We start from the raw sequence: 20298 nt of genomic DNA on the forward strand, positions 1-20298 counted from the left end.
AATGCAGAATACGTTCAGAAGGCGAAAGAAAACCGGGACCCGAAGCCCCGGTTTTCCGTCAGCGGGTTATGCACCCTGAAGATAGGGCCAAACCTCCATCGCCCCACGATAGATCATCTCGCCCGCCACATAGAGGATGATGACGAGACCGACATAGGCGATCCAGCGATGCTTCTGGAGGATGCGCGCGATGAAGCTGGCGGCGAGGCCCATCAGGGCGATCGAGAGCGCCAGGCCGAAGATCAGCACGCCGGGATGGTCGCGTGCGGCGCCGGCGACCGCCAGAACATTGTCCAGCGACATGGACACGTCGGCAATGACGATCTGCCAAGCCGCCTGCGCGAAGGTCTTGCGCGGAGCCTTGCCGGCAACCGCGCCATCCTTGTCGATGTCGTTCTCCGTCAGGGCTTCCATGCCCTGAGCTTCCTCGGCAGCGCTGTGGCGCAGTTCCCGCCACATCTTCCAGCACACCCAAAGAAGCAGCACACCACCGGCCAGCAGCAGACCGACGATCTGGAGAAGCTGGGTCGTGGCGGCCGCGAAGCCGATGCGCAGCACCGTCGCGGCGATGATGCCGATGAGGATGGCCTTGGCGCGCTGCTCCTTGGGAAGGCCGGCGGCCGCCAGTCCGATAACGATGGCGTTGTCGCCGGCCAGAACCAGGTCGATCATGATGACCTGCAACAGGGCCGTTAACGCATCGCCCGTGAAAAATTCTGTCATTCTGCACCCTTGCGTTCAGCTTGGGCGATCTGGCGCGCATATGAACCTTGCCGGACACGCAGTCCGTCACAAGAACTCAGATGCGGTTTGAAATGGGAAACATGAAAGCCAGGCCGCCGGTTTTGAATTCCAGTCCGACATCACAGCCAAATTGACTGCCAGAGGGGCCCGGCCTGGTGCGCAATGCCTACGTCACCGGCCTTCAAAACGCAAGAGGTCTTCTGGAGGCCCGCCGGCTCGCCGCCGGCGGGAATGATTCATCAGATCACAGCGCCGAGCCCTCAGGCCCCGCGCGGCCCCGAAAGATCGCTCATCAGCCCCGCCGCGACGGACAGGCGTGACACCGAGATGTCGCCCGCCTCGGTCAGGGCCTGAAGACGCTCCCGGATCGCGCCGACGCGCGCGCCGCCCGCTTCCAGCCACGCGGCCACCGGATCTTCCGCCGCGCCATGGCCGGCCAGCGCCGCCACCGCGATGCCGCGCCGTGCGGCGTCGATCGTGTCGGTCGCCCGCGACAGGGCAAGCTGGTCGTAATAGTCGGAGGGCGAGATCGCATAGGCGGCCTCCTCGATGCGGGCGATGCGGAACGCTTCGCTGACCGCGAAGAACGCCGTGGCCGCCGCGACCATGTCCGCACCGGCCAGGCGCGCGGTGAGCGCGATGTCGGGCACCAGATCGGCGAACTCGGACAGCGCCAACCGGGCTGCGAGCTTTTCAGGCACGCCGTGCGAGACGAGGTCCCCGCGCGCGGCATCCACCCGTTCGCGGGACGTTTCGGGCAGCAGCTGGAGCAGGTTCGGCTCAAGTTCCGTCCGCGCCGTCCTGAGGCTCGCAATGCGTTCGTCGAGGTCGCCGCCGCCGGCATCGTTCTTCAGGTACCAGCCGCTGTTCACGTAGATCAGCCGGCTGACCGTCTGGTAAAGGCCGAGCTGAACCTCGCCGTCGATGCGATTGTCGAGCGCATCGATCTCGTCGTAGAGCGCGGGCAGCCCGAAGCCTTCGCGGATCAGCACGAAGGTCAGCATCACATCTGCCGCACTGCGCCCGGTCGTCTCCATCAGCCGGTTGACGAAGGTGGGCCCGCCCCGATTGACCAGATCATTGGCCAGAACGCGGGTGATGATCTCGCGCCGCAGGCGATGGGTGGTGATTTCCTCGCCGAACCTCTCAGCCATGGCATGGGGGAAGTAGCTCATCAGATCCTGCCCGAAATGCGGATTGTCCGGCACCTCGGAGGCGACGATATCGCTGAACAGCACGATCTTGGCATAGGCGAGCAGCACGCCGAGTTCAGGCCGCGTCAACGGCTCGCCCCGCGCCTCGCGCTCGGCCAGCACCGCAGCCGAAGGCAGGTTTTCGACCGCCCGGTCGAGCAGGCCACGGCTTTCCAGCGCCGCCATGAAGCGGGCCTGATGGGCCATGTCGGCAAGGCCGCGTCGCCGCGCAAGCGACAGAGCGAGCGTCTGCTGGTAGTTGTTGGCCAGAACCAGCCCCGCCACCTCATCCGTCATCGCAGCCAGCAATTTGTTGCGCGCTGGCCGCTCAAGCGCGCCCTTGCGCATGGCGGCGGCCAGCGCGATCTTGATGTTGACCTCGACGTCCGAGCAGTTGACGCCGCCGGAATTGTCGATGGCGTCGGAGTTGCTGCGACCGCCCCTGAGGCCATATTCGATGCGGGCGCGCTGGGTCATGCCGAGGTTCGCGCCCTCGCCGATCACCTTCGCCCGCACATCGCCGCCATTGATGCGGATGGCATCGTTGGCGCGGTCGCCCACATCCTGATTGGTTTCGCCGGCCGCCTTCAGATAGGTGCCGATGCCGCCGAACCACAACAGGTCCACAGGTGCTGCAAGAATGGCGCGGATCACCTCGACCGGCGTGGCGACCGTCTTGCCGATGCCGATCGCTGCGGCGGCCTCCGGCGTCAGCGTGATCGACTTCTGCGACCGCGACACGATCATGCCGCCGGCGGAGAGCTTCGACTTGTCGTAGTCCTGCCAGCTCGAACGCGGCACGCCGAACAGGCGCTGGCGCTCGGCAAAGGACGAGGCGGCGTCCGGATCGGGATCGATGAAGATGTCGCGATGGTCGAAGGCCGCGATCAGGCGGGTCTGCTCTGACCGCAGCATGCCGTTGCCGAACACGTCGCCCGACATGTCGCCGACGCCGATGCAGGTGAACGGCGTCGTCTGGATGTCGCGGTTCATTTCGCGGAAGTGCCGCTTTACCGCTTCCCACGCACCGCGCGCGGTGATCGCCATGCCCTTATGGTCGTAGCCGGCCGAGCCGCCGCTGGCGAAGGCATCGTCCAGCCAGAAATCATGCGCCTCGGAAATCGCGTTGGCCGTATCGGAGAAGGTCGCCGTGCCCTTGTCGGCGGCGACGACGAAATAGGGATCGTCGCCATCATGGCGCACCACGCCCTGCGGCGCAATCACCGCATCGGTGCCGATGTTGTCGGTGATCGACAGCATGCTGGAGATGAAGTTGATGTAGGCCGCCCGGCCGGCCTCGAACACCTCATCTCGGCTGCCGCCCACCGGCAGGCGCTTGGGGTAAAAGCCGCCCTTGGCGCCGACCGGCACGATGACCGCGTTCTTCACCTGCTGGGCCTTGACCAGACCCAGCACCTCGGTGCGGTAGTCCTGCGCGCGATCCGACAGGCGCAGGCCTCCGCGCGCCACCGGGCCGAAGCGCAGATGCACGCCCTCGACCTGCGAGCCGTAGACGAAGATTTCGCGCCATGGCCGCGGCTCGGGCAACCCCTCTATGGCGCGCGGATCGAGCTTGAAGGCCAGCGAATGGCCGCGCTCCAGCTTGCCCTCGACGAAATGGTTGGTGCGCAGCGTCGCCTCGATCAGGTTGAGGTAGCGGCGGATGATGGTGTCGTCATCGATGTTGGGAACATCTTCCAGCGCGTCCCTGATCTTGGCCTTGAGATGGCGTGCCGCCACCTCATCGCCTTGCGGTGCGGCCGGATCGAAACGGGCGACGAACAACATGTAGAGCCCGCGCGCGATCTCGGGATAACGGTTCAGCGCCGCCGCGATGAAGTCCTGGCTTTGTGGGATGCCGGCCTGCTGCAGGTAGCGGCCATAGGCACGCAGCACCAGTATTTCGCTGGCGGCGAGCCCGGCCGTCTGGGCCAGTGCATTGTAGCCGTCATTGTCCATTTCACCGCGCCACACGGCAAGGAACGCCTCGTCGAACAGCGCGCCGCCGTCGGACAGGTCGACCGGCCGGCCATAGGCGCTCTCCAGTTCCATGTCGTGGACGAACACCTTGTCCGCGCCTTCGGTCCCGCTGCCTCCGTCAACCTCGAATGTGCGCTCGCTGATGACGCGGAACCCCAGATTTTCGAGGATCGGCACGCGCTGCGACAGGGCCACCGGGCTGCCATGGTGATAGATCTTCAGCGAGGCCTGTTCCTGCGTCTGGAAGACGTCGCGATAATAGTCGATGACGATCGGGTTCCGCCCGCTCACCTGCGCAATGCGGGCAGCGTCGACGAGCGCGACGTCCGGCGAGAAACTGTTGCGGTAGCTCTGCGGAAAACGCTGGGCGATCTCCGTCACCTGCCGGTCCACGCCTTCGGGGCCGGCCGCCTCGCGCAGCGCATCTTCCCATGTGCGCACGATATCGCGGATTTCGGCCTCGATCGTTGCCGTATCCACTTCCGGCGTCTTGCCGCCGGAGCGGCCGATGATGAAATGGATGCGCGCCAGCCCCCCTTCCGGGAAAGCCGGATAGAAGGCGGAGACGTGGCCTTCGAACACGGTTTTCAGATAGACGCCGATCTTTTCGCGCACTTCCGAATCGTAATGATCGCGGGGAACGAAGACAATGACGGAGACGAAGCGGTCGAACTGGTCCGCCCGGATCAGAGCACGTACACGCGGCCGGTCAACCAGACCGAGTATCGCTTCGCAATGCCTGCCCAGCAAAGGCACCGGAATCTGGAACAGCTCGTCACGCGGATAGCTCTCCAGCACATTGATGAGAGCCTTGCCCGCATGGTCGAGCTGGTTGAGGCCGGACTGTTCGATCACCGTCTTCGCCTTGGAGCGAAGATAGGGAATGTTCATCACCGAGCGCGTGTAGGCGGTGGACGTGAACAGGCCGACGATGCGCAGTTCACCCGCAAGCTCGCCATTGGCCGTGTAGGTCTTGACCCCGACATAATCGAGATAGATGCGCCGGTGCACCGACGACTTGGCGTTGGCCTTGGTCACGATCAGTGGCTCTGGCCCGTGCAGGAAAGCGCGGATTTCCGGCGTGGTGGTCACCGATTCCGTGCCACGGCGCAGCACCAGAACGTCGGGATCGCCCAGAATGCCGAGACCCGCCGTGTCGGCCAGTTCCAGCGTGCCGCTTTCCTCGCCGCCGCTGTATCTGTATTCGCGCATGCCGAGGAAGGTGAAATTGTCGTCGCGCAGCCATTCGAGGAAGGCGATCGCCTCCCTGACGGCCTCCTGCTCCAGCGGAACCGGTGCATGGCGAAAATCGCTGATCGCCGCATCCAGCCTGGCCAGCATCGGCTTCCAGTCGTGAACGGCGGCGCGCACCTGCTCAAGCGTGCGGCTGAGCTTCTGCTCCAGCAGGGAGGCTTCATCCGCGTTCATGCGTGCGACATGAACCTGAATGACACTCAGCCGGTCGGCACCGGCGTCTTCGCTGGACGCGCATGTGTCACCCAGAATTTCAACCCCGCCCGCAGCGTCATGGCGCACGTTCAGCACCGGATGCGCGACGAAGAACGCTTCCCCGACCGCCTCGTTGATCTCGCCGATGACGGAATCGAACAGGAACGGCATGTTGTCATTGACGATGGTGATGACAGTTACGGGGCGGCCCTGCCGCGAGACGTCCCCACCGGCATCGATCAGGATGGTGCTCGCGCCCTTGCTGTGGCTTGCGACGGCTCGTTCGGCCAGTTCTGCGGCGCGTTCCAGATCCGCTTCATCATAGGCCGCGACGTCCTCATCGGGTGCCCGGGCCAGCAGATATTCCAGAAGTCTGCCGCCGGTTCCGGAGCCAGCCCCGGCGCTCCTCTTCGTTGCGGTTCTGTCGTATCCGGCTTTCTCAATAGCCATGATATGCTTTGTCCTTCTGACGAAATGACAGCCATATGATCACGGAGGGGTGGCTGCTTTTTGGATGACAGGCCTCAGCCCGCAGGAAGTCGTCGCGGCGTGTGCATGCGCTGAACCATCAGGAGCGCCCGGCAATCGCGGCGGCGGCACCCGCCATGGTTCCGGCACTGATGCGGTTGGCGATCTGCATGGCGCGCCGGCTCTTTAGCAGGCGGCGCGCCTGAACGGCGGCAAGCGCCCATGAGAGATCGATGATGACCAGAACCACGACCATGGTCAGCGTCAGTTCAAGCCAGCCCAGCACGCTAACGGATTGCAGATCGATGATGGTCGGCAGCAGCGCCAGATAGAACATCATCACCTTGGGATTGCCGAGCGACACCGCCAGACCCGCGAAGAACATTTTCAGGGAGGAACCTGCCTGCGGCAGGGGCGCGCCGTGCGCCTCAGCGGGCGCCGTCCACATCTTCCACGCGAGAAAAAGCAGATAGCCGACGCCAGCCCATTTCAGGATGAGAAAGGCTAGATGGAAAGTCTGCGCGACCACGGCCAGCCCGAAAACGGCCAGCGACAGCCAGATCGCCTCCCCGATCCAGAGTGCCAGAAGAAACGGGAGCACTCCGCGAAAGCCGGTGGAAATGACCCGCGCGACCAGCGCTGCCACGGACGGCCCCGGAGAGCCGGCGGCAACGAACAATGCCGCGGCGAAGATGAGCAGAGAGGTCAGGTCCATTCCGCAAGCTCCAGGCTGATGCGGCGATCATAATCTTTTGAGGCGACCTGACCAGACGTCATCTGGTTCTTAAATCGATATGAAAAACCCGGCGCCGATGACGCCGGGTTTTTTTCTGTTGATGATGGAGCTGGCTGCGGTCAGGCCGCGCCGGCCACCTTCTGCTTCTCGAAACGCTTGCGCTCATTGGGATCCAGATAGAGCTTGCGCAGGCGGATCGACTTCGGCGTCACTTCCACCAGCTCGTCCTCCTGGATCCACGACAGTGCGCGCTCCAGCGTCATGCGGATCGGCGGGGTCAGCTTCACGGCCTCATCCTTGCCGGCGGCGCGGATGTTGGTGAGCTTCTTGCCCTTCAGCACGTTCACTTCCAGATCGTTGTCACGCGAGTGAATGCCGATGATCATGCCCTGATACACCTTGACGCCGGGATCGATGACCATCGGGCCGCGATCTTCCAGATTCCACAGCGCATAGGCGACAGCCTCGCCCTGTTCGTTGGAGATCAGAACGCCGTTGGTGCGTCCGCCCAGCTCGCCCTTGTAAGGCTGGTAGGAATTGAACAGGCGGTTCATCACCGCCGTGCCGCGCGTGTCGGTCAGCAGTTCGGACTGGTAGCCGATGAGGCCGCGGGTCGGGGCGAGGAAGACGAGACGCTGGCGATCGCCGCCGGACGGGCGCAGCTCGATCATCTCGGCCTTGCGCTCGCTCATCTTCTGCACGACGATGCCTGCGTGCTCCTCGTCGACGTCGATGACGACTTCCTCGATCGGCTCCAGAATCTGGCCGTTCTCGTCCTTCTGCATGACGACGCGCGGACGCGACACGGCAAGCTCGAAGCCCTCGCGGCGCATGGTCTCGATCAGAACCGAAAGCTGCAGCTCGCCGCGGCCCGACACATAGAAGGAGTCCTTGTCGGCGGATTCCTCGATGCTGAGCGCCACGCTGCCCTCGGCTTCCTTGAGCAGACGATCGCGGATAACGCGGCTCGTCACCTTGTCGCCTTCGGTGCCCGCCAGCGGCGAATCGTTGACGATGAAGCTCATTGTCACGGTCGGCGGATCGATCGGCTGGGCCGGCAGCGCCTCGTTCAGCGAAGGATCGCAGAACGTGTCGGCGACAGTGCCCTTGGAAAGGCCGGCGATGGCAACGATGTCACCTGCCTGCGCCTCTTCGATCGGCTGGCGCTCGATGCCACGGAAGGCGAGAATCTTGGACACGCGGCCGGTTTCCAGAACCGTGCCGTCGTGGTGCAGAACCTTGACCGGCTGGTTCGGCTTCAGCGTGCCGCTTTCGATGCGGCCGGTAACGATGCGGCCAAGGAAGGGGTTGGCTTCCAGAATGGTGCCGATCATGCGGAAGGGGCCATCGCCGACCTTCGGGGCCGGAACATGGTCGAGCACCAGATCGAACAGCGGCGCGAGGCCCTGATCCTTGGGGCCCTCGGGGCTGGCGGCCATCCAGCCGTCGCGGCCCGAACCGTAGAGGATCGGGAAGTCGAGCTGCTCGTCGGTGGCGTCGAGCGCTGCGAACAGGTCGAACACTTCGTTGATGACCTCATCGGCGCGGGCGTCGGGACGGTCGATCTTGTTGATGGCAACGATGGGGCGAAGGCCGACCTTCAGCGCCTTGCCGACCACGAACTTGGTCTGCGGCATCGGGCCTTCGGCCGAGTCGACCAGCACGATCACGCCGTCGACCATGTTGAGGATGCGCTCCACCTCGCCGCCGAAATCGGCGTGGCCAGGAGTGTCGACGATGTTGATGCGGGCGTCTTTCCACTCCACCGAAGTCGCCTTGGCGAGAATGGTGATGCCGCGCTCCTTCTCGATATCGCCGGAATCCATGACGCGTTCAGCGACGCGCTGGTTGTCGCGGACGGAGCCGGATTGCTTGAGGAGCGCATCGACCAGCGTCGTCTTGCCGTGGTCAACATGCGCGATGATCGCGATGTTACGGAGTTTCATTGGTATCTTCTCTGGGGTACTGACGGCGGCAGCCAAAGCGGGTCCGGCCGCCCACGCCATCAATTTCGGTTGGCGCGCTCTTACAGGTTTTTTCGCAAATGCGAAAGGGCAGCAGCCAAAGAAAATCGCCGCTTACGATTTGTTAAGGGTCCGGATGCGATAAAGTTTCGTTAACCAAGGGTACAGTGAACCCTTTCCGAAAGGCGATTGGACATGGCCATGCCGACTGCAGCGCGAACCGGATTCCGCCTCACCATGCTGTGCATGGCCGCCGTCCTCGCAGGCGGTGCAGCCCATTCCATGACCTCAGTCAAGGGCGACAGCGAGGACAGGGTCCTGTCCGTCACCGCCGCCCAGCAGCTCTTTGCCGATGCGCCCGACGGCGTCGATCACATGGTGACCGGCCCGGTCAGCTCCGCCTTCCGCGAGCGCCAGCGCGAGGCCGGCTGCGCCGATGCGGTGTGGCCGAACGTGCCGCTCGCCTGCTTCCCCGGCTGATCTCTTCACTCAGGCCGGCTGCGGCTCGGGATCGCTTTGCGGCTTGCTGGTATCGATCAGCATCGAGATGCAGGCCGCCGCAAGACCGGTCAGCCCGGCAATCAGGAAGGCCATTTCGTAGTCGCCCTGCAACTCATGCATGATGCCGCCGAAATAGGCGGCCGCCGCCGCGCCCACCTGATGGCCGGCCACCACCCAGCCGAACACCAGCGGACCCGCCGCATCACCGAAACCCTCATTGGCCAGCCGCAGCGTCGGCGGCACCGTGGCGATCCAGTCGAGCCCGTAGAAGATGGCAAAGACGATGAGGGCCGTCGCCGAGAAGCCTGAATAGGGCAGGTACATCAGCGACAGGCCGCGAATGCCGTAATAGATGAACAGCAGCTTGCGCGGATCGAAGCGGTCGGTCAGCCAGCCGGACAGCGTGGTGCCGATCAGATCGAACACGCCCATCAGCGACAACAGCCCCGCTGCCTGAATCTCGTTGATGCCCATGTCGCCGCAGAAGGCGATGAGATGCGTGCCGACCAGCCCGTTGGTGGTGAAACCGCAGATGAAGAAGGTGGCGAACAGATACCAGAAGATGCGCGTGCCGGCGGCCCGCCTCAGGGTCGACAGCGTGTGGACGAAGAAATTGCCGCGTGCCGAGGGCGGCACTGGCGGCGCATCATCGGCATCCGCACCGTAGCGCACAAGGCCGACAGAGGCGGGGCGTTCCGGCACCAGAAACCACACCAGCGGCAAAAGTGCCGCCGTGGCGATGGAAACCGTCAGCGCCACCGGCCGCCATCCGCCCGACTGGGCAAGGGCCGCCAGCAGTGGCAGGAACACCAGCATGCCGGAGGCGCTGGACGCCGACATCAGCCCCATGACCAGGCCGCGATTGGTCTTGAACCAGCGGTTGACGATGGTGGCACCGAGCACAGTGGCGACCGCGCCGGATCCGATCCCCGAAAGAATGCCCCATGTGAGCACCATGTGCCATGGCTGCGTCATCCACAGGCTGAGCGCCGTCGCTGCCGACATCAGCACCAGCGCGGCCAGCAGTACACGCCTGAGACCGATGCGTTCCATAAGTGCGGCGGCGAACGGCCCGGCAAGGCCATAGAGAAAAATGCCGACGGCAGCGGCGAAGGAAATGCTGTCGCGGCCCCAGCCGAGGCTTTCTTCCAGAGGCAGCATCATCACAGCCGGGGCCGAGCGCAGCCCCGCCGCGATCAGCAGGCACAGGAAGATGACGGCAACGACCACGAAGGCGTAACGCTGGCCAAAGGGAGCGGATCTGGCTATCATGTAACTGACCGGTACGTTTCAACACGCAAGCTGTACGTACCGATCGGTAACATTGTCAAGTGAACTTCGCTGATGGCACAGAACAGCAAAATTGAAGGCCACGCCGGAAAAGACCGCCAGCCGGCGGCAGCAAAGCGGATTCTCGATGTCGCGCGCGACCTGTTCTACCGGCAGGGCATCAGGGCGATCGGCGTCGACGAGATCGTCAGGACGGCGGGCGTCGCCAAGCCCAGCCTCTACCGCGCCTTTTCCTCCAAGGACGAACTGGCCGCCTCCTATCTCAGGCAATATGACCGCGAATTCTGGGAGCGGTTCGACGACGCTGTGGCGGCCCATCCCGGCGACCCGCGCGCCCAGATCCTTGCCTTCCTCACCCGCGTCGGCCAGCGTACGCAGACGCCCGCCTATCGCGGCTGCGGCATGACCAATGCGGCGGTGGAATATCCTCAAGCCGACCATCCGGCCCGCAGGGTGAGCGAGGACAACAAGCGCGAACTTCGCCGACGCCTGCGCGAAATGGCGCGCGGCATGGGCGCGGCCGATGCCGATACACTCGGCGACGGCCTGCTGCTGCTGATCGAAGGCGCCTATATTTCCGGCCAGCTCTTCGGCGCGGGCGGCCCGGCACAAGCCGTCGCCCGCAATGCCGAACTGCTGATCGATGCAAGCCCGAAGGCTGGTGACTAGAGCTTCGTCCTTGAAATTGGAATCTGTGTTGCCATTGGCATGATGGGCTGATTCACTTCCGTTTGGAGGTGGATTTATGGGTCGAAGTTATTCACATGATTTGCGAGAGCGGATTGTGGCTTTTGTAAGTAGCGGCGCCTCGCGGCGGGCGGCGGCGCGACGGTTCGGGGTCAGCGAGAGCTTTGCGATCAAACTGCTCCAGCGCTGGGATCGACAAGGATCGCTGTGTGCACTCCCCCAAGGCCGTCCGCGCCGTGGTGGCAAGCTCGACCGGGTCGAAGACTATCTGGTTGGGATGGTCGAAGCTGAACCCGACATCACCATGCCCGAATTGGCGGGACGACTAATGGCGCAGCACTGCGTCCAAGCGACACCTGCCATGCTGTCGCGCTTTTTGTGCCAGCGCGGCTTCACATATAAAAAAAGCTCTGCTGGCATCGGAATGCGAGCGCGTTGACGTTGCGGCGGATCGGGACACTTGGAGGCGCCTGCGTCAACCACGCATGCGTCAGCAACCCGGCCGCCTTGTGTTCATCGACGAAACGAGCGTGACGACCAAAATGACGCGGCTGCGGGGGCGCAGCCGCAAGGGACTAAGGCTGAAGGCGAGCGCGCCTTTCGGTCATTGGGGAACCCAGACTTTTATCGCAGCCTTGCGCTGCGATGGCCTGACGGCCCCGGGGCTGATCGACAAGGCGATGAACCGGGCTGCCTTCGACACCTATGTCGAGACCCAGCTCGCTCCGACGCTCCAGGCAGGTGATGTCGTCATCCTGGACAACCTTGCCGTCCACAAGAGCGCCAAGGCTGCGGCATACCTCAAGGACAAAGGAGCATGGTTCCTGTTCCTACCGCCCTATAGTCCGGATCTAAACCCCATAGAAATGGCCTTCGCCAAGCTGAAAGCGCACCTGCGAAAGGCCAAGGCGCGCTGCTTCGATGAGCTCTGGCCTGCTATCGGCAGCATATGCGGGCTCTATCATCCAAGCGAGTGCTGGAACTACCTCAAGGCAGCCGGATATGCGTACAATTAAATGGACGATGCTCTAGACCAGCCCACGCTTGACCATCATCGCCTCGGGCGACGGCATCTTTCCCCGGAATGCCGTGTAAAGCGCTTCCGGATCTTTCGAGCCGCCGGCCGAATAGATGTTTTCACGCAGGCGCGCGGCCAGTTCCGGATTGAAGGGGTCGCCGCTTTCCTCGAAGGCGGAGAAGGCATCCGCGTCGAGCACTTCCGACCACATGTAGGAATAGTAGCCGGCTGAGTAGCCGTCACCTGAGAACACATGGGAAAAATGCGGCGTGCGGTGGCGCATGGCGATGGTGTCGGGCATGTCGAGCCCTGCCAGCGTCTCGGCCTCGAAGGCCAGCGGCTCCTGTGGCGCGTCCGGTCTCGCGTGATAGGCCATGTCGACCAGCGCCGAAGCGGTGAACTCGACCGTGGCGAAGCCGGCTCCAAAAGTCTGCGCCGCCAGCATCTTGTCGAGCAGCGCCTTCGGCATCGCCTTGCCGTCGCGGTAATGCAGCGCGTGCTTTTCCAGCACGGCAGGCACTGTCAGCCAGTGCTCGTAAAGCTGCGAAGGCAGTTCCACGAAATCGCGGCTGACGGAGGTACCCGACACGCTCGGCCACGTCACTTCGGTCAGCATGCCGTGCAGCGCATGGCCGAATTCGTGGAACAGGGTTCTGGCTTCGTCCATGGACAGCAGCGCCGGCTCGCCCTTCGGCGGCTTGGCGAAGTTCATGATGTTGTAGATGATCGGCGTCGACCCCTCGCCAAGCCTGTAGCCCGATTGCAGCGAGCTCATCCAGGCGCCCGAGCGCTTGGATGAACGCGCGAAATAATCGGCCAGAAACAGGCCGCGCTCCGAACCGTCGGCGTTCTTCACCACGAAGACGCGCACATCCTCATGCCATCCGGCGATGCCGGTCTTTTCCTCGAAGCTGATGCCGAACAGGCGGCCGGCCACGTCGAAGCAGGCGGCAATGATGCGCTCAAGCTGGAGATAGGGCTTCAGCTCGGCCTCGTCGAAGGCGAATTTCTCGGCGCGCAGCTTTTCCTGATAGAAACGCCAGTCCCATGCCGCGAAGGGCTCGTTGCTGCCGGCCTCTGTCGCCAGCCGCTCCAGTTCCCTCTGGTCCTCGCCGGCCTTTTCCAGCGCCTTCTTCCACACCGGGTCGAGCAGGTCGTGCACCGCCTTCGGTGTCTTGGCCATGGTGTCGTCGAGCTTCAGCGCGGCGAAGCTGTCATAGCCGAGCAGCTTCGCCTTTTCGGCGCGCAGCTTCAGCGTATCGCGCACCAGCGCGGTGTTGTCGCTCGCGCCGCCATTCTCCCCGCGCGAGGTGAAAGCGCGCCACGCGGCCTCGCGCAGATCGCGGCGCTCTGAGAAGGTGGTGAAGGGCTCGTAGATCGAGCGCGACAGCGTCACCGCATAGCGACCCTCCTGCCCGCGCGCGGCAGCCGCTTCGGCCATCGCGCTTTTCAGGAAATCTGGCAGCCCCGCAAGGTCGCCCTCGTCGAGGAACAGCGCCCAGTCGCGCTCGTCGGCCAGCACGTTCTGGCCGAAGCCGGTGCCGAGCGACGACAGTTCTTCGTTGATGGCCGCAAGCCGCTTCTTGCCCTCTGCATCGAGCTTCGCGCCGGAACGCACAAAACCCTTCCAGCTCTTTTCCAGAACCCGCAGCGTCTCCGCATCGAGACCCAGATCGGCGCGCTTCGCATACAGCGCATCGATGCGGGCAAACAGCTTTTCGTTCATGGAGATGGCCGAGAAATGCCGCGACATCTTCGGCGAAACCTCGCGCTCCAGCTTCTGGATGGCTTCATTGGTATTGGCGCCGGCCTTGCACCAGAAAATCGACGCGACCCGCTCCAGCGCCTGACCGGAAAGCTCAAGGGCTGCCAGCGTGTTCTCTATCGTCGGCGCCTCCGCATTGCCGGCGATGGCCTCGATCTCAGCTTCGTGGGCGGCGAAGGCTGCATCAAACACCGGCCCGAAATCGGCATCGGAAATGCGGGTGAAATCAGGCAGGCCAAGCGGCCCGTTCCATGCCGTGAGCGGATGGGCGGCAAGGTCGATTGTCTTTGCAGAGGACATGAAACAACTTTCGGCGATTGAATTCTCGTACCGCCGATGTAGGCCCGCCGGCCGCTCTCTGCAACCGTCGCCCGGCCGTGCTCGGGGCCGGTGCTTGGGGCCATGCTCAGGGCGGGCTCAGTAGTCGTCGCAATTGTCGGCGACTTCGGCCTGCGAACTCGCCGTGATGCGTCCGTCGCTCACCGCGAAAGTTTCCTGCATCAGCATGCGGTTGTCGGGAAAGTCGTAGCAGACCATGACGGTGGTGACGCCCTCATCCTGCTTCTCAACCCGATGGCGAATGGAGGCGCCGGCGACGGCGTTCTCCCACTCGTCCATGGAATCGAGAAATTCCTGCTTGTCCTGAATGACGTCGAGATCGTCGAGACTGATGCGGGCGTCGTCGGAGAGCAGTTCGGCGAGTGTGTCGCGGTCGGCCGTGAGCAGCGCGGCATACCAGCGCTCGATGACCTGATTATCGGCTCGCGCGCCGCCGGCCGCAAGCAGAAGTGCCGCAGTCAACGCCAGCAGGGCCCTCTTCACGGAAGACATGGCCAGTTCCCCGAACGATCCTCTTCCCGCATCAAACGCGAAAGGGGTCAGCCAAGTTCCGGCCGCTCGAAATCGCCGGTTTCCTTGTTCATCACCCACAATTCGCCGGTGGAGATGTCGAACCATGCGCCGTAGAGCGTCAGCCGGCCCTTGCTTTCCAGTATATTCACGCACGGGAAAGTGCGCAGATTGGCAAGCGAATAGCGGATGGAGATGCGTTCCAGCGCCGTCTGCCTTTCGGAAGCCGTCATCAGGGTGCTGGACGCCACGGTTTCGGCAGCCGGGCCGATCATGCTCATCCACTTGCCGATGAAATCTCCGGGAGAAAGCGGGGCATTGTTGCTGAGGGCCGCCTTGATGCCGCCGCAACGACCATGGCCCATGACCACGATGTTCTTGACCTTCAGGCTCTGCACGGCGAATTCGAGCGCCGCTGAGGTAGCATGGAATTCTCCATCCGGCTCATAGGGCGGAACGAGATTGGCCACGTTGCGCAAAACGAACAGCTCGCCCGGTCCGCTGTCGAAGATGGTTTCGGGTGCGGAACGCGAGTCGCAGCAGGCGACGATCATCGTATCGGGATGCTGACCCTCCCGCGCCAGTGAGACGTATCGGCCGCTCTCGGAAGCGTAGCGGCCCTGCATGAAATTGCGATAGCCGTTGAGGAGGTGTTCGGGCAGATGGGTCATGGCCGGCGGTTGCTTTCCGTTGGGGATGGCGGACAGCCTGTGTTGGCTGGGGCCGGTCTAACGGGAAAGAGGCCTGCCGATCAACGAAGAATCGCAACGCAGGCCGAATAAAATGCTGACCGCCGGCGTTACACGGCCTGCAATTGCCGCACCGAAACTTCCGTTTCGGGATGCCGCAGGCTGTGGGCATCCGTCTCGATCTGCAACTCGTTGCTGCCGCGCTGCGCCGCTCTTTTCAGCACCTCATAGACCGAAGCCGTCGTTGCGTGCAGGGCCTCCTGCGCGGTATCGCCTCCAAGCACATGCGCCAGATAGAGCGAAGCCGTGAGGTCTCCGACACCGTTCGGCGGATTGCGCACCAGATCATGTTCGGCGAACATTTCCTGCTCGCCCTCCACCAGCAGATTGCCGACGCGACCGGCAATCGCGGCGGGTGAAGACGTCACCAGCATGGTGCGCGGTGGTGCGGCGCGCGCTGCCTGCGCCAGCGACGGCAGATCGGTCAGCTCGCGCCCGCTCATCCACGCCAGTTCATAACGGTTGGGCGTAGCGATATCGGCAAGCGGCATGAACTGGTCGCGCATCGCCTCGGCCACAGCCTGCGGCACATAGAGGCCATCCAGATCGCCCATGACCGGATCGCACACGTAAAGCGCGTCCGGATTGCGCTGCTTCACGGCACGCACCAGCGAAGCGACCGCATCGGCCTGCCGGTAATCGCCCAGAAAGCCGGACAGCACACCCCTGACCTCACCCAACCACTTCGAGCCCTCAAGGTCCCTGAGCAGGGCCGCGAACTGTTCGGGCGGCGCCACGATCTTCGTTCCCGGTCCGTGACCCAGGTGCCAGGGCAGCATCACCGTCGGCACGGCCCAAACCGGGAAGCCCAGCGTCTCCAGCGCGAACACCGCCGCGCGGTTGCCCACGGTGCCACGCGCCACATGGCTGGAAATGACGATGACGGCCGGTTTCGGCACGGGAAGATGCGGGGTCATGCTTTATCCGTTGCTGACAAGAAGGCGGAACAGCCACACGGCCAGACCGATCATGATCACCATGCCCAGCACACGGCCAATGCGGGTGCCCCATGTTTCTATGCGATCGGACTGGTCGGCATCGACAGCCGTCAGATGATCGTGAGCACGCTTCGACACGCGCGCGGCCAGCGAAGACTGGCCGGGGCCGGCCTCGCTTGCGATCCCTTTCAGGATGCGGCGCGATTCCTGTTCCCGCCTGTCATTCCTGTCTGCTGCCATAATGATATCCCTGACATGGGCCATTCGTTCCGGAGCCATGATATCGGCTCTTCTTCGCCTATAACACGGCTGTCGCACATGGCGGGCATTTTCTCCGCGTCTGTTTGTGCTATTTCTTGGTCCACCATCCGCAGCTGAGAGATCTGCCCATGCCCGTTCAGTCCATCGCCGCCCGGCGCCCCGCCCTGCCTTTCGCGCTGCGCACCCTGCCCGCGCTCCTGATCATGGCGCTGTTGCTGCCGCTTCTGGCCGGCTGCGGCTACAACACGATCCCCACGGCGGAAGAAAACGCCAAGGCGGCATGGAGCGAAGTGCTCAACCAGTATCAGCGCCGCGCCGACCTCATTCCCAATCTGGTCGAGACCGTGAAGGGCTACGCCAGCCACGAAAAGGACGTGCTGGAAGGCGTGGTCGAAGCGCGCGCCAAAGCCACGCAGGTGACCGTCACGCCCGAAACGCTGTCCGACCCCAATGCCTTCAAGGCGTTTCAGGAAAACCAGGCCGGCCTGACCAGCGCGCTGTCGCGCCTGCTGGCCGTGGTGGAGAACTATCCCGACCTGAAGGCGAACCAGAATTTCCTTGCCCTGCAGGCCCAGCTTGAAGGCACCGAGAACCGCATCGCCGTCGCCCGCCGCGACTACATTCAGGCGGTGCGCGACTACAACCTCACCCTGCGCACCTTCCCCTCGGTGATCTGGGCGACCCTGTGGTTCCGTTCCAACCAGCCATTCCAGAACTTCACCGTGGACGAGGACAAGATGCAGGCCCCGCAGGTGAACTTCGGCACCGGTCAGGGCGGCTGAGCGTCCGCGCGCGCTGATCCGGCAAGGTGAATTGATGACCCGGCACTGCCTCGCATCGGAGCGGGCCCCGCACCGTGGTTTCAGGAGGATGCTGGCTATCCTCCTGATCGGGCTGTTACTGCCTGCCGTGGCGCTGGCCGCCGCCCTGCCCGCTCTCACCGGCCGCGTGGTCGATCAGGCCGGCATGATCGATGCCGCCACCCGCGTCCTGTTGGAGCAGAAGCTGGCGGATTTCGAGAAGGAAGGTTCGGACCAGATCGTCGTCGCGACGGTGGAAGACCTCGACGGAGAGGCCATCGAGCCCTACGCCAACCGGCTGTTCCGGGAGTGGAAGCTCGGGCAGGCCGGCGAGAACAACGGCGTCCTGCTGCTGATTTCGCGCGATGACCGCAAGATGCGCATCGAGGTCGGCTACGGCCTCGAAGGCACGCTCACCGACCTGCACAGCCGGCTGATCATCGAAAACGATCTGGTGCCGGCATTCCGTGCCGGCGATTTTTCCGGCGGCATAGAAAAGGCCGTCGACGACATCATCATGGTGCTGCACGGCAATCCGGAGGAACTGGAGGCGCGCGGCAGGCGCAACCCCGCCAGCAGCAACGACATCGAGGACTGGATTCCGGTCCTGTTCATCACCATCTGGGCGATCCTGTTCTTCGGCGGCTTCGCCATGGCGATCCTGCCACCCATCTTCGGCGAAAAGATCGGACCCGGCCGCTATCGCTGGCTCGGCATGGTCTTCGAGGTCAACCGCAGCAGCGGCTCTTCGCGCCGCTCGGGCGGTGGCGGCTGGTCATCCGGCGGGGGCGGTGGCTGGTCGTCCGGTGGAGGTGGTTTCTCGGGCGGCGGCGGCTCGTCCGGCGGCGGCGGCGCATCTGGAGGCTGGTAGATGGCGACGAAACCCATAAGCGAAGCCGACCGCGAGCGCGTGGCTGCCGCCATCCGCGAGGCGGAGGCGAAAACCGACGGCGAAATCTACTGCGTCGTCGCCCGCCAGAGCGACGGCTACTTCTTTCCCGCCGCCTGCATGGCGATGATCGGCATTATGCTCGCCAGCCTCGCCGTCGCCTTCGTGTCCGAATACTGGTGGGTATCGATCCGCCTGCCGCATTTCATCCTCAAGCAGCTTGCCGCAGTGGCTGCCGTGCTGGCGCTGTTGTGGCTGGTGCCGGCGCTGCGCATTCATCTGGTGCCGTGGCAGATGCGCCACCGTGCCGCCCGCGACAATGCACGGCGCCAGTTTCTGGGACGCAATGTGCACCGCACCGCCGGCCGAACCGGCGTGCTGATCTTCGTTTCGCTGACTGAGCGCTATGCCGAAGTCATCGCGGATGTCGGCATCGGCAGTCGCGTCGACCCACTTTTGTGGGAAGACACGATCCGCGACCTGTCCGCGCATGCGCGCCAGGACAAGCTGGCAGATGGCTTCGTTCAGGCCATCGGATCGGTCGGAGCCGTTCTGGCGGAGCATTTCCCCCTCTCGCCCGGCAACGAAAACGAACTCGACGACCACCTGATCGAAATCTGACGGACAAGACTTCCTGTGTGCAACCCGGACAGGAACACCGGCACGGCTCTTGCGCTCTGCCGCGCGCGGAGATTATGGTTAAGGAATTATGAAGACCCTGGCCATCGACATCCGCAGAGCCGAACCGCGCGACGCAGTCGCAATAGCGAGCGTTCACCTTGAGGCATGGCAGGGTGCCTATGCCGGCATCATTCCCCACAAGGCCCTGACCTCGATGATCAACCGCCGCGGCAGCGACTGGTGGGCCAATGCCATCCGGCGTGCAGCCACGGTTCTCGTGGTGGAAATCGGCGGCGTCATCGCGGGCTATGCCACCATTGGGCGCAACCGTGCGCGCGAGCTTTCCCAGCAGGGCGAAATCTACGAGCTTTACCTGCGCCCCGAATATCAGGGCATCGGCCTTGGCAGCCGCCTGTTTGCCGAAGCGCGCCGCCGTCTGGCCGAACATGGCCTGAAGGGCCTCGTGGTCTGGGCTCTGGAGGAAAACGACAATGCGCTCGCCTTCTATACGGGAGCCGGCGGCCGCGATGTCGCCGAAGGCGTCGAGATCTTCGAGCAGAAAGCCCTGAAGAAGGTCGCTTTCATCTGGGAGTGACCTGCAGACGCTTCGCTCTCCACTCCTGCTGAACGCTCGATTGCAACAGCCGGCGTCTTTTTCGGGATCAAATGTGCAATCGGTTCGTTCCGTCGCATTGCCTGTCGCGGCAAGCCCCGCTATTGCGACGCGCAGGACGTGATGCTGCGTCGTTTCAGGATGCAGTCTCTCCCTGATTTTCATCTTGTTCCCGCAACGACACCCGCCGGTGCCGTGCCGGGAATTCTGCAAACCAAGAGGCCCAGACATGCGCATCGACGCCATATCGCCCGGAAACAACCCTCCGGAAGACGTCAACGTCATTATCGAGGTTCCGGTCGGCGGCGAGCCGATCAAGTACGAAATGGACAAGGAAGCCGGCACGCTGTTCGTCGACCGCTTCCTCTACACGCCGATGCGCTATCCCGGGAATTACGGCTTCGTGCCGCATACGCTGTCCGGCGACGGCGATCCGGTCGACGTTCTGGTTTGCAATACCCGTGCGCTGGTACCGGGCTGCGTGATCAATGCGCGCCCGATCGGCGTCCTGATCATGGAAGACAATGCCGGTCAGGATGAGAAGATCATCGCCGTGCCGTCTCCGCACATCACAAAGCGCTACGAAAACGTCCGCGACTACACCGATCTGCCGCAGATTTCGCTCGACCAGATCGCGCACTTCTTCCAGCACTACAAGGATCTGGAACCCGGCAAGTGGGTGAAGATCGGCGGCTGGCACGGTGCGGACCGCGCCCGTCAGATGATCGTCGAAGGCCTCGAGCGCGCCCGCGCCTCGAAGTAAGCTTTTTCAGCAGACCCCGT

18 protein-coding genes are annotated in these 20298 nt (G+C 63.7%); 8 read left to right on the forward strand and 10 right to left on the reverse strand.

The genetic code is table 11. From position 1 onward, the window contains the following. Positions 1–66 precede the first annotated feature (66 nt). The 4 genes from AC5XE7_RS05675 to typA all read right to left on the reverse strand — a co-directional run bounded on the left by AC5XE7_RS05675 (position 67) and on the right by typA (position 8516). Positions 67–723 carry a TerC family protein gene (locus AC5XE7_RS05675; RefSeq protein WP_495365180.1) on the reverse strand — a complete coding sequence of 219 codons (657 nt, stop codon included), beginning with the start codon at positions 721–723 and terminating at the stop codon, positions 67–69. A 281-nt stretch (positions 724–1004) separates the two neighbouring features. Continuing rightward, positions 1005–5816 (reverse strand): NAD-glutamate dehydrogenase, encoded by a 4812-nt coding sequence (locus AC5XE7_RS05680; protein ID WP_495365181.1) that lies wholly within the window; start codon positions 5814–5816, stop codon positions 1005–1007. 118 nt (positions 5817–5934) lie between these two features. Next, positions 5935–6549, reverse strand: coding sequence for a LysE family translocator (locus AC5XE7_RS05685; protein ID WP_495365182.1), 615 nt, complete (start codon positions 6547–6549; stop codon positions 5935–5937). A gap of 140 nt (positions 6550–6689) precedes the next feature. After that, entirely contained in the window at positions 6690–8516 is a 1827-nt protein-coding gene (gene typA, locus AC5XE7_RS05690; protein WP_183824728.1) for a translational GTPase TypA, read from the reverse strand. 213 nt (positions 8517–8729) lie between these two features. On the opposite strand from typA, the gene AC5XE7_RS05695 reads away from it, so the two are divergent. Next, positions 8730–9014 (forward strand): hypothetical protein, encoded by a 285-nt coding sequence (locus AC5XE7_RS05695; protein WP_239799760.1) that lies wholly within the window; start codon positions 8730–8732, stop codon positions 9012–9014. Positions 9015–9023: 9 nt separating this feature from the next. On the opposite strand, the gene AC5XE7_RS05700 is transcribed toward AC5XE7_RS05695, so the two are convergent. Continuing rightward, positions 9024–10307 (reverse strand): MFS transporter, encoded by a 1284-nt coding sequence (locus tag AC5XE7_RS05700; RefSeq protein ID WP_239799761.1) that lies wholly within the window; start codon positions 10305–10307, stop codon positions 9024–9026. Between the two features lie 72 nt (positions 10308–10379). On the opposite strand from AC5XE7_RS05700, the gene AC5XE7_RS05705 reads away from it, so the two are divergent. Further along, the gene (locus tag AC5XE7_RS05705; RefSeq protein ID WP_495365183.1) at positions 10380–10994 is read left to right on the forward strand and encodes a TetR/AcrR family transcriptional regulator; all 615 of its coding nucleotides are present in this window, start codon (positions 10380–10382) and stop codon (positions 10992–10994) included. A 76-nt stretch (positions 10995–11070) separates the two neighbouring features. Further along, a protein-coding gene (locus tag AC5XE7_RS05710; protein WP_495365184.1) for an IS630 family transposase occupies positions 11071–12028 on the forward strand; the annotation gives its coding sequence in 2 pieces (ribosomal slippage) (positions 11071–11421 and positions 11423–12028; 957 coding nt in all). A 12-nt stretch (positions 12029–12040) separates the two neighbouring features. On the opposite strand, the gene AC5XE7_RS05715 is transcribed toward AC5XE7_RS05710, so the two are convergent. The 5 genes from AC5XE7_RS05715 to AC5XE7_RS05735 form a co-directional block, all read right to left on the reverse strand. Continuing rightward, positions 12041–14095 (reverse strand): M3 family metallopeptidase, encoded by a 2055-nt coding sequence (locus AC5XE7_RS05715; protein ID WP_495365185.1) that lies wholly within the window; start codon positions 14093–14095, stop codon positions 12041–12043. A gap of 117 nt (positions 14096–14212) precedes the next feature. Beyond that, a complete protein-coding gene (locus AC5XE7_RS05720; RefSeq protein ID WP_495365187.1) occupies positions 14213–14626 on the reverse strand; it encodes a DUF4440 domain-containing protein in 414 nt (137 codons plus the stop codon). A 47-nt stretch (positions 14627–14673) separates the two neighbouring features. Next, a complete protein-coding gene (locus AC5XE7_RS05725) occupies positions 14674–15315 on the reverse strand; it encodes a carbonic anhydrase (RefSeq protein ID WP_183824743.1) in 642 nt (213 codons plus the stop codon). Positions 15316–15443: 128 nt separating this feature from the next. Then, positions 15444–16310 carry a pyridoxal kinase PdxY gene (pdxY, locus tag AC5XE7_RS05730; protein WP_495365190.1) on the reverse strand — a complete coding sequence of 289 codons (867 nt, stop codon included), beginning with the start codon at positions 16308–16310 and terminating at the stop codon, positions 15444–15446. A gap of 3 nt (positions 16311–16313) precedes the next feature. Beyond that, positions 16314–16571 (reverse strand): hypothetical protein, encoded by a 258-nt coding sequence (locus AC5XE7_RS05735; RefSeq protein ID WP_239799766.1) that lies wholly within the window; start codon positions 16569–16571, stop codon positions 16314–16316. A gap of 164 nt (positions 16572–16735) precedes the next feature. Here AC5XE7_RS05735 and AC5XE7_RS05740 point away from each other — a divergent pair, with 164 nt between their 5' ends. The 5 genes from AC5XE7_RS05740 (at position 16736) to ppa (ending at position 20278) form a co-directional block, all read left to right on the forward strand. Next, entirely contained in the window at positions 16736–17374 is a 639-nt protein-coding gene (locus AC5XE7_RS05740) for a LemA family protein (protein WP_280200574.1), read from the forward strand. Between the two features lie 88 nt (positions 17375–17462). Then, positions 17463–18263 carry a TPM domain-containing protein gene (locus AC5XE7_RS05745; protein WP_287947717.1) on the forward strand — a complete coding sequence of 267 codons (801 nt, stop codon included), beginning with the start codon at positions 17463–17465 and terminating at the stop codon, positions 18261–18263. After that, entirely contained in the window at positions 18264–18902 is a 639-nt protein-coding gene (locus tag AC5XE7_RS05750; protein WP_495365193.1) for a TPM domain-containing protein, read from the forward strand. A gap of 88 nt (positions 18903–18990) precedes the next feature. Further along, a complete protein-coding gene (locus AC5XE7_RS05755) occupies positions 18991–19497 on the forward strand; it encodes a GNAT family N-acetyltransferase (protein ID WP_495365195.1) in 507 nt (168 codons plus the stop codon). 247 nt (positions 19498–19744) lie between these two features. Beyond that, complete coding sequence (gene ppa, locus AC5XE7_RS05760; RefSeq protein WP_183824763.1) at positions 19745–20278, forward strand: inorganic diphosphatase; 534 nt, start codon at positions 19745–19747, stop codon at positions 20276–20278. The last annotated feature ends 20 nt before the right edge of the window (positions 20279–20298 follow it).

This window comes from Aquamicrobium sp. YD-1-mutant5 (assembly GCF_059509755.1).

Coding starts and splice junctions, on each gene's coding strand:
- AC5XE7_RS05675 (WP_495365180.1), bottom strand. CDS start 723: ATGACAGAATTTTTCACGGGCGATGCGTTAACGGCCCTGTTGCAGGTC.
- AC5XE7_RS05680 (WP_495365181.1), bottom strand. CDS start 5,816: ATGGCTATTGAGAAAGCCGGATACGACAGAACCGCAACGAAGAGGAGC.
- AC5XE7_RS05685 (WP_495365182.1), bottom strand. CDS start 6,549: ATGGACCTGACCTCTCTGCTCATCTTCGCCGCGGCATTGTTCGTTGCC.
- typA (WP_183824728.1), bottom strand. CDS start 8,516: ATGAAACTCCGTAACATCGCGATCATCGCGCATGTTGACCACGGCAAG.
- AC5XE7_RS05695 (WP_239799760.1), top strand. CDS start 8,730: ATGGCCATGCCGACTGCAGCGCGAACCGGATTCCGCCTCACCATGCTG.
- AC5XE7_RS05700 (WP_239799761.1), bottom strand. CDS start 10,307: ATGATAGCCAGATCCGCTCCCTTTGGCCAGCGTTACGCCTTCGTGGTC.
- AC5XE7_RS05705 (WP_495365183.1), top strand. CDS start 10,380: ATGGCACAGAACAGCAAAATTGAAGGCCACGCCGGAAAAGACCGCCAG.
- AC5XE7_RS05715 (WP_495365185.1), bottom strand. CDS start 14,095: ATGTCCTCTGCAAAGACAATCGACCTTGCCGCCCATCCGCTCACGGCA.
- AC5XE7_RS05720 (WP_495365187.1), bottom strand. CDS start 14,626: ATGTCTTCCGTGAAGAGGGCCCTGCTGGCGTTGACTGCGGCACTTCTG.
- AC5XE7_RS05725 (WP_183824743.1), bottom strand. CDS start 15,315: ATGACCCATCTGCCCGAACACCTCCTCAACGGCTATCGCAATTTCATG.
- pdxY (WP_495365190.1), bottom strand. CDS start 16,310: ATGACCCCGCATCTTCCCGTGCCGAAACCGGCCGTCATCGTCATTTCC.
- AC5XE7_RS05735 (WP_239799766.1), bottom strand. CDS start 16,571: ATGGCAGCAGACAGGAATGACAGGCGGGAACAGGAATCGCGCCGCATC.
- AC5XE7_RS05745 (WP_287947717.1), top strand. CDS start 17,463: ATGCTGGCTATCCTCCTGATCGGGCTGTTACTGCCTGCCGTGGCGCTG.
- AC5XE7_RS05750 (WP_495365193.1), top strand. CDS start 18,264: ATGGCGACGAAACCCATAAGCGAAGCCGACCGCGAGCGCGTGGCTGCC.
- AC5XE7_RS05755 (WP_495365195.1), top strand. CDS start 18,991: ATGAAGACCCTGGCCATCGACATCCGCAGAGCCGAACCGCGCGACGCA.
- ppa (WP_183824763.1), top strand. CDS start 19,745: ATGCGCATCGACGCCATATCGCCCGGAAACAACCCTCCGGAAGACGTC.